This window comes from Gordonia sp. LUNF6 (assembly GCF_047041125.1).
Taxonomy (GTDB): domain Bacteria; phylum Actinomycetota; class Actinomycetes; order Mycobacteriales; family Mycobacteriaceae; genus Gordonia; species Gordonia sihwensis.
In genome coordinates this window covers 1,395,142-1,410,231 of sequence record NZ_CP178181.1, presented here as the reverse complement: position 1 = coordinate 1,410,231, position 15,090 = coordinate 1,395,142, and the positions used below count along the sequence as shown (strand labels likewise).

Genomic DNA, 15,090 nt, shown 5'->3' with positions numbered 1-15,090 from the left:
AGTAATAGGGTAGCGAAGGTGACCAGTACCGCGCTGCTGACCGATCAATACGAGCTGACCATGCTTTCGGCCGCCCTGAGGGCCGGGACGGCGCAGCGCAGCTGCGTGTTCGAGGTCTTCGCCCGCCGCCTCCCCGACGGCCGACGCTACGGAGTCGTCGCGGGCACCGGACGTCTGCTCGACGCCCTCGAACGCTTCCGATTCGGTCCGGAGGAGATCGACTCGCTCCGGACCGTGGTCGACCAGGACACCCTGGCATGGCTCTCCGACTACCGCTTCCGCGGAGAGATCGACGGGTACCGCGAGGGCGAGCTCTACTTCCCCGGCTCGCCCATCCTGACCGTGCGCGGCGGCTTCGCCGAAGCTGTGGTGCTGGAGACGCTGATCCTCTCGATCCTCAATCACGACAGCGCGATCGCCTCCGCGGCGGCGCGTATGGTGAGCGCTGCCGCGGGCCGCCCGATCATCGAGATGGGCGGACGCCGCACGCACGAGCGCGCGGCGGTCGCCTCAGCGCGCGCCGCATATCTCGCGGGAGTCGACGCGACCAGCAATCTCGAGGCCGCTCGCACCTACCGCGTGCCGAGTGCGGGAACCGCGGCGCACGCGTTCACGCTCTCGTTCGCGCATCCCGACGGCAGCGACGAGCGGGCCGCCTTCGCCGCGCAGGTCGAGGCGCTCGGCGTCGGGACCACCCTGCTCGTGGACACCTACGACATCACCACCGGTGTCAAGAACGCGATCGAGGTCGCAGGCACCTCGCTCGGAGCGGTCCGGATCGACTCGGGGGATCTGGGCGTCCTCGCCCGCCAGGTACGCAGGCAGCTCGACGAGCTCGGCGCCACCGGCACCAAGATCGTCGTCTCCGGCGATCTCGACGAGTACGCCATCGCCTCGCTGCGCGCCGAACCCGTCGACATCTACGGCGTCGGAACCTCGCTGGTGACCGGCAGCGGTTCACCGACTGCGGGCATGGTCTACAAACTGGTCGAGGTGGACGGCGTCCCGGTCGCGAAGCGGTCGAGCCACAAGGAGAGCCACGGCGGACGCAAGCGCGCCGTTCGCGCAGCCCGCGCGTCCGGAACCATCGTCGAAGAGATCCTGTTGCGTGCCGACGCGCCCGCGGATCAGGCGATCCCGGGCACCGGAGGCCTGGACGTGGCCGAACTCCAGATTCCACTGGTCCGCGGCGGCGACCGAGTTTCCGGGCTGCCTACACTGGAGCAGTCCCGCGGGCATCTCGCGCACGGGCTCGTCACCCTCCCGTGGGAGGGTCTCGGGCTCAGCCACGGCGACCCCGCAGTCCCCACCCGCTACCTGACCGAACCGGAGAGTCGATGACCGAGGAGACCCCACCGCGGAATCGTGCGCTGATCGTCGTCGACGTCCAGAACGACTTCTGCGAGGGCGGCTCCCTCGCGGTGGCCGGCGGCGGTGCGGTCGCCGCCGCGATCAACGCGATCACCGGCTCGTATCCGGTGGTGGCGGCCACCCGCGACTACCACGTCGACCCCGGGGGGCACTTCTCCGAGACCCCCGACTTCGTCGACTCGTGGCCACCGCACTGCGTGGTGGGCACGCCCGGCGCCGAGTTCCATCCGGCCTTCCGCACCGGCCCCGTGCAGGCGGTCTTCTCCAAGGGCGAGTTCGACGCCGCGTACTCGGGCTTCGAGGGCCGCGACGAACACGGAAACGGCCTGGCCGACTGGCTCACCGCGCGCGACGTCTCCGAGGTGGACGTCGTCGGCATCGCCACCGACCATTGTGTTCGCGCGACCGCGGTCGACGCCGCCGCGGCCGGCTTCGCCACACGTGTGCTGCTGGACTTCACCGCGGCCGTCGCCGAGACCACCACCGCGACCGCGTTCGACGTCATGCGCGACGCGGGAGTCGAGCTGGTGGGCACCCTCGTGCACACCGGTGCCCCTCACGAAGACGACGCGGCCGAGTGAGCGTCCCCGATGTCGCCGACCTCCTGGCCACCGCCGTCGAATCCCTCGGCGGAGCCCGGCGCGACGGTCAGCTGGCGATGGCCGAGGCCGTCGGCGAGGCGATCGAGAACGACCATCACCTCGCGGTCCAAGCCGGTACCGGCACCGGAAAGTCGCTGGCCTACCTGGTCCCCGCGCTCCGGCACGCCGTCGACACCGACGAGACCGTCGTCGTCTCGACGGCCACCATCGCCCTCCAGCGCCAGCTGACCGAACGTGACCTACCGCGTCTCGCGGGCGCGCTCGCGAAGCCGCTGGGCCGCGAACCGTCGTTCGCGATCCTGAAGGGTCGCGCCAACTACCTGTGCCTCAACAAGATCCACTCGGGAGTGGCCGACGAGGATCCGAACGCCGAGCTGTTCGACGCCTTCGACCTGTCCCGCATGGGCCGCGAGGTGACGCGGTTGCGCGAGTGGACCTCCGACACCGAGACCGGAGACCGCGACGATCTCTCCCCCGGCGTCAGCGACCAGTCGTGGCGCCAGGTGAGCGTCTCCTCGCGCGAATGTCTCGGGGCGTCGAACTGCCCCTACAGCGAGGACTGCTTCGCCGAACTGGCACGGAAGAAGGCCGGCGCCTCCGACGTCGTGGTCACCAACCACGCGATGCTCGCCATCGACGCGATGAGTCCGGCGACCATCCTTCCCGAGCACCGCGTGGTGGTCATCGACGAGGCCCACGAACTGGTGGACCGGATCACCTCCGTCACCACCGAGGAGATCTCGGCCGCGAGCGTCTCGCAGGTCGCCCGCCGGCTCGGCAAGTTGATCGACGACGAGAGCGCCGACGCGCTGGTCGGCGCGGGCGAACAGCTGGAGTTGCTGCTGGAGGACTCACCCCAGGGCGAGTGGACCCGACTCCCGAGCGGCGCACCCGAGGTCCTCGCATCGCTGCGCGACCGCCTCTGGAACGCGCGGAACGCGGTCGGTCCGGCGCCGTCGGCAGGCACCGATCCGGAGGCTGCGGCCGCCAGGCAGATGGCGCTGTCGGCCACCGACTCGCTGCACGATTCGGTGGTGCGAGTGCTGACGGTCTTCGCCGAGACCGACATCACCAAGAGGCACGACGTCGTCTGGCTGTCCGCCGACCGGATCCGCGGAAACGTCCGCCCGACGCTGCGGATAGCGCCGTTGTCGGTGGCCGGGCTGCTGCGTACCTCGCTGTTCACCGACTCGACTGTGATCCTCACGTCCGCGACCCTGACCATCGGCGGCAACTTCGACGCCCTCGCACGCACCTGGGGGCTGCCCGCCCACGGTGGCAAGGACGTGGAGGCCGCGGGATGGCGCGGCATGGACGCCGGCAGCCCCTTCGACTACCAGCGCGCCGCGATTCTCTACGTCGGCAAGCACCTGCGGGCGCCCGGCCGTGACGGCATCGCGGAGTCGACGCTGGACGAGATGGTCGATCTGATGAACGCTGCGGGCGGTCGTACCCTCGGCCTGTTCTCGTCGATGCGGGCCGCCAAGGAGGCCGCGGAGAAGCTCCGCGACCGAGTCGGGTTCCCGATCCTGTGCCAGGGCGACGATGCGACGTCGGCACTGATCGAGAGATTCGCCGCCGACGAGGCCACCTGTCTGTTCGGCACTCTGTCGCTGTGGCAGGGCGTCGACGTCCCGGGTCCCTCGTTGCGGTTGGTGATGATCGATCGGATCCCCTTCCCCAGGCCCGACGACCCGCTCCTGTCGGCGCGCCAGCGCGATGTGGACGCGCGCGGCGGCAACGGCTTCCTGACCGTCTCGGCGAACCACGCGGCACTGCTCCTCGCCCAGGGCGCGGGCCGGCTCCTCCGCGCCACCGACGACCGCGGCGTGGTCGCCGTGCTCGACTCACGTCTGGCGACGGCGCGGTATGCGGGCTACCTCCTGGCCGGGCTTCCACCGTTCTGGCGGACCACCGACCGCGATGCCGTCCGAGCCGCGCTCACCCGCTTGACGACGGGCGCCGCGAAGAAGTGACGGGGCGATCGTGACGGACCCGCTGTGGCAGCGGCTCGGCGCCCGGCCCCGCGTCGCGGACACCGAATTCGCCGTGTGGGCGCCCAATGCGCGATCGGTCACCGTCTTCGGCGACTTCGACCGATGGGCGGGCACCGACCACCCGATGGAGCGCGGACCGCACGGCGTCTGGACCGCCACGGTCGACGGCGCGCGGCCGGGAATGGCGTACAAGTACCGCGTGGTCGGAGCCGACGGACTGACACGCGACAAGGCCGATCCGCTCGCCCGTGCGACTCAGCGACCACCCGAGACGGCGTCGGTGATCGCCGGTCCGTCGTCGTTCGTCTGGAACGACGAGACGTGGATGGCCGCGCGCGCCGACCGGCGCCCCGAGCGCGAGCCGATGTCGATCTACGAGGTCCACCTGGGGTCGTGGCGCTCGGGCCTGAGTTATCGCGAGGCCGCCGTCCAGCTGGCTGAGTACGCCGCCGACCGCGGCTTCACGCACGTACAGCTGATGCCGATCACCGAGCATCCCTACGGGGGATCGTGGGGCTATCAGGTCGGCTCGTACTTCGCCTGCTCCAGCCGGTGGGGCACCGCCGACGACTTCCGCTTCTTCGTCGACCACCTGCACTCGAAAGGGATCGCGGTACTCCTCGACTGGGTCCCGGCGCACTTCCCCAAGGACGCCTTCGCGCTCGGCGAGTTCGACGGCACTCCCCTCTACGAGCACGCCGATCCGCTGCGGCGGGACCAGCCGGACTGGGGCACGTACGCGTTCAACCTCGGTCGGCCCGAGGTCCGCGACTTCCTGATCGCGAGCGCCGTCTACTGGTGCTCGGAGTTCCATCTCGACGGGCTGCGCGTCGACGCGGTCGCGTCCATGCTGTACCTCGACTACTCGCGCGGCCCGGGCCAATGGCGGCCGAATGCGCGCGGGACACACGAGAACGACGAGGCCGTCGACTTCCTGCGGCGCCTCAATGACGCCGTCCACGAGGCGTGTCCGGGCGCCGTGATGATCGCCGAGGAGTCGACGGCGTGGCCGGGGGTGACAGTCTCCACCGACCGCGGCGGGCTGGGCTTCGACTTCAAGTGGAATCTCGGCTGGATGAACGATCTGCTGTCGTTCCTCTCGCTCCCGCCGCGGCGGCGTGCGGAGCTGCACGAACGTGTCGCGTTCGGCCTCACGCACGCCACCGCCGAGCGCTACGTCCTGCCGATCAGTCATGACGAGGTGGTCCACGGCAAGGGCACCCTCGTCACGAGAATGCCAGTCTCAGCCGACGCTGCGGCGGGGGTGCGGCTCGCCCTGGCCTTCCAATGGGCCCATCCCGGCAAGAAGCTGCTGTTCATGGGGCAGGAGTTCGGGCAGACCCGAGAGTGGGCCGACGACCGCGGGCTCGACTGGAACCTGCTCGATCCGGACGGGTCGAACGCCTCGGTCCACCGCGGCATCGCGCTCGCGGCCCGCGACCTGGCCCACCTGCACGCCGAACTGCCGGCGCTGCACCGAATGGACTGCGACGCCCGCGGCTTCGCCTGGCTCGACGCCCGCGACACCGCCAACACCGTCATCGGCTTCCTGCGGCTGGCCGACGACGGGGCGGCCACCGGGGGCCGCATCGTCGCCTGCGTCTTCAACTTCTCCGACCGCGATCTCCACGGCTACCGGCTGGGCTTCCCGCTCGCCGGGCCGTGGCGCGAGATCCTCAACACCGCCGCGCGGGAGTACGGCGGTCACGGGGTGGGCAACCTGGGCCGGATCGTCGCGGTCGACGAGCCGAGCCACGGCCGTCCCTACAGCGCGGCCATCACCCTCCCCGCTTCCGCCGCGGTCTTCTTCACACCGGGCCGCTGACCCTGCCGGTGGCCGGCGGACGGTCGGAGGCGTCAGTACAGCGCTGTGTCAGTACAGCGCTGTCGCCAGCTTCCGGCGCGCTGCCGTGACGAAGGGCTCGGCGGGGTCGAAGAGCTCGAACAGCTCGAGGAGCCGGGCGCGCGCCCGGGTGCGGTCGTCGTCGCGCGTCACCTTCACCAGCTCGATGATCCGATCGAACGCGGCCTCCGGCCGCTGACCGAGCAGCAGCACGTCGGCTGCGGCGAGCTGAGCGTCCACGTCTCCGGGCGCGGCGGTGTTGACGATCTCGGGTTCGTGGGCCTGCGCTCGGGTGACGAACTCGAGGTTGCGGACCACGGACTTCGCCTCGACGTTGTCCGGCTCGAGTTCGGCGATCGCGCGATAGGCGGCCAGCGCCCCGTCGAGGTCGCCGGAGTTCATCAACTCCTCGGCGGCCGCCATGCGCGGATCCTGCTCGGGCTCGTCGTCGGATGCCGTCGCCGCGGTCTCCGGAAGCAGATGTCCGGCCTTCGCGAAGATCTCGTCGATCCATCCGCGGATCTGCTCCTCCGGCTGCGGCCCCTCGAACATCGCGACCGGCCGACCGCCGATCAGTGCGATCACCGTCGGCACCGACTGAGCACCGAAGGCCTGTGCGATCCGCGGGTTCGTGTCGACATCGACCCGCGCGAGTGCCCACCGGCCGCCGGCTGCCTCGGCCAGGCGCGCCAGCACCGGGGACAGCTGCGTGCTCAGTTCCGACCACGAGGCCCACAGGTCCACCACCACCAGCTGCCGGGTGGAGCGTTCGACGATCTCCGTCTCGAAGTCGAGTTCGGTCACATCGAGGACGACGGCGCCGGGGCGAGAGTCAGAAGCGGGCCGGGACGCAGCTGCCCGCTGCGCCTCGGCCCGCTCCTTGAGAACTGACAGATCTACGGCACCCGCCATCGCGATGGCGGCGTTCGCCGGTTCATTGCGTCGAGAAGGTCTGGTCACACCTTCAGTGTGTCACGATCGGCGGACTCACTGAACGTCGAGTCGGACAGTTCGCCCAGATGACCGTTCTTACTGGCCCACTGCTCGAACCACACCGTGAAGAACGGCGGGATCGAGGCGACGAGTGCCAGCGCCAGAACCTTGAGGTTCCACTTCAACGACCGCGCGGTGAGCACGGTGATGATCAGGTAGACGACGAACGCCACACCATGGAGCGCGCCGGGGACCATCGTCGCCGCATCGATTCCGGCTCCGTACTTGACCCCCATGCTGATCAAGAGCAGGCCCCAGGTGATCGCCTCGATGACGGCGATCAGCCGGAAACGCTTGGCCGGGGTCGAGACGTCGAACACGTTGCCCATCCCACTCACGCCTTCGGGACTCGGACGATGAGCGCATCGCCCTGGCCGCCGGCGCCGCACAGCGCCGCCACGCCGACCCCGCCGCCGCGACGGGCGAGCTCGAGAGCCAGGTGAAGCGTGATACGTGCGCCCGAGGTACCGATCGGGTGACCGAGCGCGATTCCGCCGCCGTTGACGTTGACCTTCTCCGGGTCGACGCCCAGCGCGCGGGTCGACGCCAGGCCGACGGCCGCGAAGGCCTCGTTGATCTCGATCAGGTCGAGATCGGCGGGGGTGATGCCCTCGCGCTCGCAGGCCTTGACGATCGCGTTGGCGGGCTGCTGCTGCAGCGACGAGTCCGGGCCGGCGACCACACCGTGGGCGCCGATCTCGGCGATCCATTCGAGTCCGAGCTCCTCGGCCTTCGCCTTGCTCATCACGACCACGGCCGCGGCTCCGTCGGAGATCTGCGAGGAGTTGCCCGCCGTGATCGTGCCACCCTTGCGGAACGCCGGACGCAGACCCGCGAGGGTCTCCACGGTGGTGTCGGCGCGCACACCCTCGTCCTCGTTGAACAGGATAGGGTCACCCTTGCGCTGCGGGATCTCGACCGGAACGATCTCGTCGGCGAAGACGCCCTTGGCGATCGCCTCAGCGGCCAGCCGATGGCTGCGCGCGGCGAAGGCGTCCTGCTCCTCACGGCTGAAGCCGTCGGTGTCGTTGCCCTGCTCGGTCAGCGCACCCATCGGCTGATCGGTGAAGACGTCGTGCAGTCCGTCGAACGCCATGTGGTCGACCAGTTCGGTGTTGCCGTACTTGAATCCCGAGCGGCTGCCGGGCAGCACATGCGGGGCCTGGGTCATCGACTCCTGGCCGCCGGCGACCACGCAGTCGAACTCGCCCGCGCGGATCAGCTGATCGGCGAGCGCGATGGCGTCGATTCCCGACAGGCACATCTTGTTGATCGAGAGCGCCGGGACGTCCCAGCCGATGCCCGCCTTGACTGCGGTCTGCCGGGCCGGCATCTGGCCGGCTCCGGCGGTGAGGACCTGTCCCATGATCACGTACTGGACATGCGACGGGTCCACGTTGCCGCGCTCGAGCGCGCCCTTGACCGCGACCGCGCCGAGATCGACGGCGGAGAAGTTCTTCAGCGATCCCTGCAGGCGTCCCTGAGCGGTGCGCGCGCCGGAAACGATCACTGTGGTGTTGTCGGACATGTATCAGCTCCTTGGCGGTGGGGGCAGCGGTCGTCACGGCGGCACACGCCGTCGCTGCGGTACTGCTCGGGGCAGCCGCGATGGCGACCCCGTCTGCAAACAACGCTACCGTTATGGCATGACCAACTCCCCATCGAACGACGTGACAAACACCACCAACGGAGGCCCTCTGACCTCGATCGGCGATCTCGTGACAGCGATCGACCATGTCGGCCTCGCGGTCCCGGATCTCGACGCCGCAGCCGCCTGGTGGCTCGACAACTTCGGCTTCGCGAATCAGCACGAGGAGGTGAACGAAGAGCAGGGCGTCCGCGAAGCGATGATCGGCCCCGAGAACGGCGACACCTTGATCCAGCTCCTCATGCCGCTCAACGAGGAGTCGACCATCGCCAAGTTCATCGACCGCAACGGACCGGGAATGCAGCAGATGGCCGTCCGCGTCACCGACCTGGACGAGGTCGCCAAGCGTCTGACCTCGGCGGGAGTGCGACTGCTCTACCCGCAGCCCAAGCGCGGAACCGCCGACTCGCGCATCAACTTCGTCCATCCGAAGGACGCGGGCGGGGTTCTCCTCGAGCTGGTGGAACCGGCCGTCGGTCACTGATCACGACCGCATTCTCGTCGCCGAGCGGGCGGTCGGCCCCGTGCCGGCCGCCCGCGCTGTGCAAGCTCGCTCGCAACACCCCGCATTCGATACTGAATTCGGACGCCGATCGGACCTAGACTGGCATCATGTCAGCCCCTGGACATCGTCAGAGCCCCTTCCCCATCGTGATGCGCGGATACGACCGCGACCAGGTCACCGATCACCTTCGGCGGCTCGAAGCCGAATTGCGCATGATGGCCGCCGATCGTGACTCCGCTCATGCCAGCGCGGACGAACTCCAGGCGCATCTCGACGACGCCCGACACCGCATCCGTGAGCTCCAGGACGAGGTGAACACTCTCTCCGTCCCGCCGACGACGGTCGCGGGGATGACCGAGCGCGTCTCCCGCATGCTGCAGTTGGCCACCGACGAGGCCAGCGAAGTCCGTGCCAACGCCAAGGACGAGGCCGACGAGACGCTGTCCGTCGCCCGCCAGGAGGCCGAGGACATCCGTGCGTCCGCGGCAGCGGCCGCCACCCGGACCAAGGAACTCGCGCAGGAGCACGCCGACGCGAAGATCACCGAAGCCGAGGAGCGAGCCGCCGAGATCGACGAGGCCGCGCGGGAACGCGAAGCACAGTCCAAGCGGGATCTCGAGGCCGCACGGGAACGGGCCCGGGAGATCATCGCCGCCGCCGAGGAGGACGCCGCGCGCCTGCGCGGGGCCGCGCACAACGTCGCGATGAACCGCCTCGCACGCTCCCGTGAGCTGGCGGAATCGGCCCACGATGCACACAAGCAGATCCTCGACCACCTCGACGCTCTCCGCGAGCACATCACCAACCTCCCCGGCGCCCTCGAACTGTCGGACGAGGAGCGGGATCTGGTCTCTCTCACCGAGACCGACGACCTCGAACTCCTCAACCGCACGCTGCTCGGGAGGGATCGATTCACCCCGCAGGACGACGCCTCCACCACGCCGGCCGAGAAGACCGATGTGCTCGACGCCGTCGACGCGGAATACGACGACGATCACGGTGACGAGCGCTACGGCGGTCCGGCGCGTAAGGAGGACTCACCGAAGGGCGATCAGGTCACGGCCTGACCGTCAGAACAGCTTGAACTCGTTGTCCTCGGTGCCGCGCAGCTTGTCGTAGTCGAGCGTCACGCACCGGATCCCCCGATCGTTGGCCAGAGTCTTGGCCTGAGGCTTGATCGCCTGTGCCGCGAACACTCCGCTGACCGGTGCGATCGTCGCATCGCGGTTGAGCAGATCCAGATACCGCGTCAGCTGCTCCACACCGTCGATCTCGCCGCGTCGCTTGATCTCCACAGCGACGGTGTGGCCATCCGCGTCTCGGCAGAGGATGTCCACCGGCCCGATCGCGGTCATGTACTCGCGGCGGATGAGCGTGTAGCCGGCACCGAGCGTCTCGATGTGCTCGGCCAGCAGTTCCTGGAGGTGTGCCTCCACACCGTCCTTCACCAGTCCCGGGTCGAGCCCGAGTTCGTGGCTGCTGTCGTGATGGAATGCCGCGATGCTGATCCGCAGCTGCTCCCCCGCCTTGTTCTCGACCACCCAGACCGAGTCGATACCGTCGGCTCCGTCTGCCGCCGGCTCCTCGACGAGCCAGCACGGCGGGCTCATCCAGTTCAACGGCTTGTAGGCTCGGTCGTCGGCGTGAATGCTGACCGAACCGTCGGACTTGATCAAGATCAGCCGCTTCGACATCGGCAGATGGGCGGTGAGCCGACCGACGTAGTCGACCTGGCAATCGGCAATCACAAGACGCACCTCAGCGAGTGTAGTGGAGACCCCCGACGCGCCCGAACAGCCTTGCCGAGCCGTATCCGAGTCACGAACGTTTCGACTCGCTTCGCTCGCTCAACCAGCCTGAAGGGGGTGCTCCCTCAACCGGCCTGCGGGAAGTGCTCTCCGACTCCTCGAGGTTTGTCGAGTAGGCGGGTGAGCGTAGCGAGCACGCCGTATCGAGACCACTCTGCCCGTCGTGCGGTGGTTTCGACTCGCTTCGCTCGCTCAACCAGCCTAAGAGGGTGCGCGCTCGACCGGCGTGGAATCGCCGGCTCCCTCGAGGTTTGTCGAGTAGGTGGGTGAGCGTAGCGAGCACGGCGTATCGAGACCAGTCTCCCGTCGTGTGGTGGTTTCGACTCGCTTCGCTCGCTCAACCAGCCTGAAGAGTGCGCGTTCGCGGTCCGTCAGGCGCGCCGTACCCCAGACACCACTCGCCGGCCGGGGGTCACGTCCCGGGAAATGGGTTGAGCCCCGATCAGACGGGGTCTGATCGGGGCTCAACAAGTTGTGTTCGGCGGTGTCCTACTCTCCCACACCCATTACAGTGCAGTACCATCGGCGCAGGTGGGCTTAGCTTCCGGGTTCGGAATGGGACCGGGCGTTTCCCCACCGCTATAGCCGCCGTAACAATATGAAACTATCCACACCACAACCCCCACCCAGGGGAATCATGGTTTGTGTGTTGTTTCAGAAGTACATAGTGGATGAACGAGCAAACATTCTGTGTGCGTGTAACAATCACCGAAACCGACTCACACAACCTCGTGATTCGTTGAATCCGAAAAAACAAATTGTTGGTGAGTGTTGTTGGTAAGTCCTCGGCCGATTAGTACCGGTCACCTGAACACATTACTGTGCGTACAGTTCCGGCCTATCAACCCCATCATCTGTAGGGGGCCTTACCCCACCCGAAGGTGGGTGAGAAACCTCATCTTGGAACAGGCTTCCCGCTTAGATGCTTTCAGCGGTTATCCCTTCCGAACGTAGCTAACCAGCAGTGCTCCTGGCGGAACAACTGGCACACCAGAGGTTCGTCCGTCCCGGTCCTCTCGTACTAGGGACAGGTTTCCTCAAGTTTCTACACGCGCGCGGCGGATAGAGACCGAACTGTCTCACGACGTTCTAAACCCAGCTCGCGTGCCGCTTTAATGGGCGAACAGCCCAACCCTTGGGACCTACTCCAGCCCCAGGATGCGACGAGCCGACATCGAGGTGCCAAACCATCCCGTCGATATGGACTCTTGGGGAAGATCAGCCTGTTATCCCCGGGGTACCTTTTATCCGTTGAGCGACACCGCTTCCACACGCCGGTGCCGGATCACTAGTCCCGACTTTCGTCCCTGCTCGACATGTACGTCTCACAGTCAAGCTCCCTTGTGCACTTACACTCAACACCTGATTGCCATCCAGGCTGAGGGAACCTTTGGGCGCCTCCGTTACACTTTAGGAGGCAACCGCCCCAGTTAAACTACCCACCAGGCACTGTCCCTGAACCCGATCAGGGTCCGAGGTTAGAAGCCCAATACGATCAGAGTGGTATTTCAACAACGACTCCACCCACACTAGCGTGCCGGCTTCACAGTCTCCCACCTATCCTACACAAACCGCACCGAACACCAATACCAAGCTATAGTGAAGGTCCCGGGGTCTTTTCGTCCTGCCGCGCGTAACGAGCATCTTTACTCGTACTGCAATTTCGCCGAGCCTGTGGTTGAGACAGCAGAGAAGTCGTTACGCCATTCGTGCAGGTCGGAACTTACCCGACAAGGAATTTCGCTACCTTAGGATGGTTATAGTTACCACCGCCGTTTACTGGGGCTTAAATTCTCAGCTTCACCACCCCGAAAGATGATTAACCGGTCCTCTTAACCTTCCAGCACCGGGCAGGCGTCAGTCCGTATACATCGTCTTACGACTTCGCACGGACCTGTGTTTTTAGTAAACAGTCGCTTCTCTCTGGTCTCTGCGACCACCACCAGCTCACACCGAAAAAGTGATCACCGGTCGTGGTCCCCCTTCTCCCGAAGTTACGGGGGCAATTTGCCGAGTTCCTTAACCACAGTTCACTCGATCGCCTTAGTATTCTCTACCTGACCACCTGTGTCGGTTTGGGGTACGGGCCGTGTACCAACTCACTAGAGGCTTTTCTCGACAGCATAGGATCACCGAATTCACCACAACGGCTACGCATCACCTCTCAGGCTCAAAAAGACACGGATTTGCCTATGTCTCACCCTACAGGCTTACACCAACTATTCCACCAGTTGGCCCGGCTACCTTCCTGCGTCACCCCATCGCTTGACTACTACACCCAAGGTCCCACGCAGCCACCATCAGAGAAATCCGAAGAAATCAACGACAGCTTTTGGATGGTTAGTACAGATGATTCATCACTGGGCGCGGATACACGGGTACGGGAATATCAACCCGTTGTCCATCGACTACGCCTGTCGGCCTCGCCTTAGGTCCCGACTCACCCTGGGCGGATTAACCTGGCCCAGGAACCCTTGGTCATCCGGCGGACAAGTTTCTCACTTGTCTTTCGCTACTCATGCCTGCATTCTCACTCCCACACCCTCCACAACTGGATCACTCCGCTGCTTCCACGGATGCAGGACGCTCCCCTACCCACCCACACCACTACACACCCACCCGCAGGCAGGCATGGATGAAATGTGTGAGTGCCGCGGCTTCGGCGGTGTACTTGAGCCCCGCTAAATTGTCGGCGCAGAATCACTTGACCAGTGAGCTATTACGCACTCTTTCAAGGGTGGCTGCTTCTAAGCCAACCTCCTGGTTGTCTCAGCGACCCCACATCCTTTTCCACTTAGTACACGCTTAGGGGCCTTAGCCGGCGATCTGGGCTGTTTCCCTCTCGACTACGAAGCTTATCCCCCGCAGTCTCACTGCCACGCTCTCACTTACCGGCATTCGGAGTTTGGCTGACGTCAGTAACCTGATAGGGCCCATCGGCCATCCAGTAGCTCTACCTCCAGTAAGAAACACGCAACGCTGCACCTAAATGCATTTCGGGGAGAACCAGCTATCACGGAGTTTGATTGGCCTTTCACCCCTACCCACAACTCATCCCCTCCATTTTCAACTGAAGTGGGTTCGGGCCTCCACAACCTCTTACAGCTGCTTCACCCTGGCCATGGGTAGATCACTCCGCTTCGGGTCTAGACCCAGCGACTCAACACGCCCTATTCAGACTCGCTTTCGCTACGGCTACCCCACACGGGTTAACCTCGCCACTGAGCACTAACTCGCAGGCTCATTCTTCAAAAGGCACGCCATCACCCACCACCCCAAAAGGGTGCGCAGGCTCTGACGGATTGTAAGCGTCCGGTTTCAGGTACTATTTCACTCCCCTCCCGGGGTACTTTTCACCTTTCCCTCACGGTACTAGTCCGCTATCGGTCACCAGAAAGTATTTAGGCTTACCGGGTGGTCCCGGCAGATTCACAGCAGATTCCACGAGCCCGCTGCTACTTGGGAACAATCGAAGCCAGTCAACACGCTTTCAGCTACGGGACTCTCACCCACTACGGCAGACCATTCCAGGCCACTTCACCTAACATGTCGATTTATCACTGACCCACCGCACGGCAGCACGATGAACGATCACCCCACAACCCCACACGCACAACCCCTGCCGAGTATCACATACGCATGGTTTAGCCTCCTCCGCTTTCGCTCGCCACTACTCACGGAATCACACTTGTTTTCTCTTCCTGTGGGTACTGAGATGTTTCACTTCCCCACGTTCCCTCCACACCCGCTATACATTCACGAGTGGGTAACACCACATCACTGGTGCTGGGTTTCCCCATTCGGACACCCTCGGATCACAGCTCGTTTGACAACTCCCCGAGGACTATCGCGGCCTACCACGTCCTTCATCGGCTCCTGGTACCAAGGCATCCACCGAACGCCCTCAAACACTTACAACAACACCCACAAACACACCCCACACACCAAACAGTGCCCGAGGCGCGAATGCGGACAACAAACAAAAACAACGATCACAACACGCGATCGCACAAACCAGAATCGAAATTGCAGAACACACAAACCCAACAACAACAAATGCTGCCGGGCTAGATGCTCGCATCCACTATGCACTTCTCAAACAACACACACCCACCACCCCCAACACCCCACACTCGAGGCGGAAAACAGTGAGCACCAAGACAACCCGCGCAGAACGCGTGTTCCCTCAGAACCCCGATAGTGTGCTTCGTCCACAACCGCAATCACTCACGGTCGACCACCCGCCGGCCCGCCCGCATCTCGCAGGCCACCGACAAACAAATGATGGTTTCTTGTGTTTCACCCATGAACAAACACCGACCC

The 15,090-nt window shown here is 65.4% G+C and carries 10 protein-coding genes and 2 rRNA genes; 6 read left to right on the top strand and 6 right to left on the bottom strand.

Annotated elements, in window-relative coordinates; translation table 11 throughout:
- Positions 1-18: 18 nt before the first annotated feature.
- Genes ACK8HH_RS06585 through glgB form a run of 4 tightly spaced genes read left to right on the top strand, consistent with a single transcriptional unit; the run spans position 19 to position 5,795 of the window.
- Complete coding sequence (locus ACK8HH_RS06585; protein WP_006898220.1) at positions 19-1,341, top strand: nicotinate phosphoribosyltransferase; 1,323 nt, start codon at positions 19-21, stop codon at positions 1,339-1,341.
- Entirely contained in the window at positions 1,338-1,952 is a 615-nt protein-coding gene (locus tag ACK8HH_RS06580; RefSeq protein ID WP_278126875.1) for an isochorismatase family protein, read from the top strand. The genes ACK8HH_RS06585 and ACK8HH_RS06580 overlap by 4 nt, the downstream gene beginning before the upstream one ends.
- A complete protein-coding gene (locus ACK8HH_RS06575) occupies positions 1,949-3,949 on the top strand; it encodes an ATP-dependent DNA helicase (RefSeq protein ID WP_278126873.1) in 2,001 nt (666 codons plus the stop codon). The genes ACK8HH_RS06580 and ACK8HH_RS06575 overlap by 4 nt, the downstream gene beginning before the upstream one ends.
- A 10-nt stretch (positions 3,950-3,959) precedes the next feature.
- A complete protein-coding gene (gene glgB, locus ACK8HH_RS06570) occupies positions 3,960-5,795 on the top strand; it encodes a 1,4-alpha-glucan branching protein GlgB (RefSeq protein ID WP_278126871.1) in 1,836 nt (611 codons plus the stop codon).
- Positions 5,796-5,843: 48 nt separating this feature from the next.
- On the opposite strand, the gene ACK8HH_RS06565 is transcribed toward glgB, so the two are convergent.
- Genes ACK8HH_RS06565 through ACK8HH_RS06555 form a run of 3 tightly spaced genes read right to left on the bottom strand, consistent with a single transcriptional unit; the run spans position 5,844 to position 8,334 of the window.
- Positions 5,844-6,725 (bottom strand): tetratricopeptide repeat protein, encoded by an 882-nt coding sequence (locus ACK8HH_RS06565; protein WP_278127415.1) that lies wholly within the window; start codon positions 6,723-6,725, stop codon positions 5,844-5,846.
- 44 nt (positions 6,726-6,769) lie between these two features.
- Positions 6,770-7,135, bottom strand: a complete 366-nt coding sequence (locus tag ACK8HH_RS06560) for a DUF3817 domain-containing protein (protein ID WP_006898215.1) — start codon at positions 7,133-7,135, stop codon at positions 6,770-6,772.
- A gap of 5 nt (positions 7,136-7,140) precedes the next feature.
- Positions 7,141-8,334, bottom strand: a complete 1,194-nt coding sequence (locus ACK8HH_RS06555; protein ID WP_006898214.1) for an acetyl-CoA C-acetyltransferase — start codon at positions 8,332-8,334, stop codon at positions 7,141-7,143.
- 118 nt (positions 8,335-8,452) lie between these two features.
- Between ACK8HH_RS06555 and mce the strand changes: the two genes are divergently transcribed.
- The gene (gene mce, locus ACK8HH_RS06550; protein ID WP_039868171.1) at positions 8,453-8,938 is read left to right on the top strand and encodes a methylmalonyl-CoA epimerase; all 486 of its coding nucleotides are present in this window, start codon (positions 8,453-8,455) and stop codon (positions 8,936-8,938) included.
- Positions 8,939-9,066: 128 nt separating this feature from the next.
- The gene (locus tag ACK8HH_RS06545) at positions 9,067-10,026 is read left to right on the top strand and encodes a hypothetical protein (protein ID WP_062367949.1); all 960 of its coding nucleotides are present in this window, start codon (positions 9,067-9,069) and stop codon (positions 10,024-10,026) included.
- A 3-nt stretch (positions 10,027-10,029) separates the two neighbouring features.
- Here the strand turns inward: ACK8HH_RS06545 and nucS are convergent, their stop codons facing one another.
- The 3 genes from nucS to ACK8HH_RS06530 all read right to left on the bottom strand — a co-directional run bounded on the left by nucS (position 10,030) and on the right by ACK8HH_RS06530 (position 14,685).
- Complete coding sequence (gene nucS / locus ACK8HH_RS06540; RefSeq protein WP_278126867.1) at positions 10,030-10,716, bottom strand: endonuclease NucS; 687 nt, start codon at positions 10,714-10,716, stop codon at positions 10,030-10,032.
- Positions 10,717-11,243: 527 nt separating this feature from the next.
- Positions 11,244-11,360, bottom strand: a 5S ribosomal RNA gene (gene rrf, locus ACK8HH_RS06535).
- A gap of 180 nt (positions 11,361-11,540) precedes the next feature.
- Positions 11,541-14,685 (bottom strand): 23S ribosomal RNA (locus ACK8HH_RS06530).
- Between the last annotated feature and the right edge of the window lie 405 nt (positions 14,686-15,090).

What these genes read in the sequence shown, in the direction of transcription:
- ACK8HH_RS06580 (WP_278126875.1), top strand. Translation starts at nt 1,338, where the DNA reads ATGACCGAGGAGACCCCACCGCGGAATCGTGCGCTGATCGTCGTCGAC.
- ACK8HH_RS06565 (WP_278127415.1), bottom strand. Translation starts at nt 6,725, where the DNA reads ATGGCGGGTGCCGTAGATCTGTCAGTTCTCAAGGAGCGGGCCGAGGCG.
- ACK8HH_RS06560 (WP_006898215.1), bottom strand. Translation starts at nt 7,135, where the DNA reads ATGGGCAACGTGTTCGACGTCTCGACCCCGGCCAAGCGTTTCCGGCTG.
- ACK8HH_RS06555 (WP_006898214.1), bottom strand. Translation starts at nt 8,334, where the DNA reads ATGTCCGACAACACCACAGTGATCGTTTCCGGCGCGCGCACCGCTCAG.
- mce (WP_039868171.1), top strand. Translation starts at nt 8,453, where the DNA reads ATGACCAACTCCCCATCGAACGACGTGACAAACACCACCAACGGAGGC.
- ACK8HH_RS06545 (WP_062367949.1), top strand. Translation starts at nt 9,067, where the DNA reads ATGTCAGCCCCTGGACATCGTCAGAGCCCCTTCCCCATCGTGATGCGC.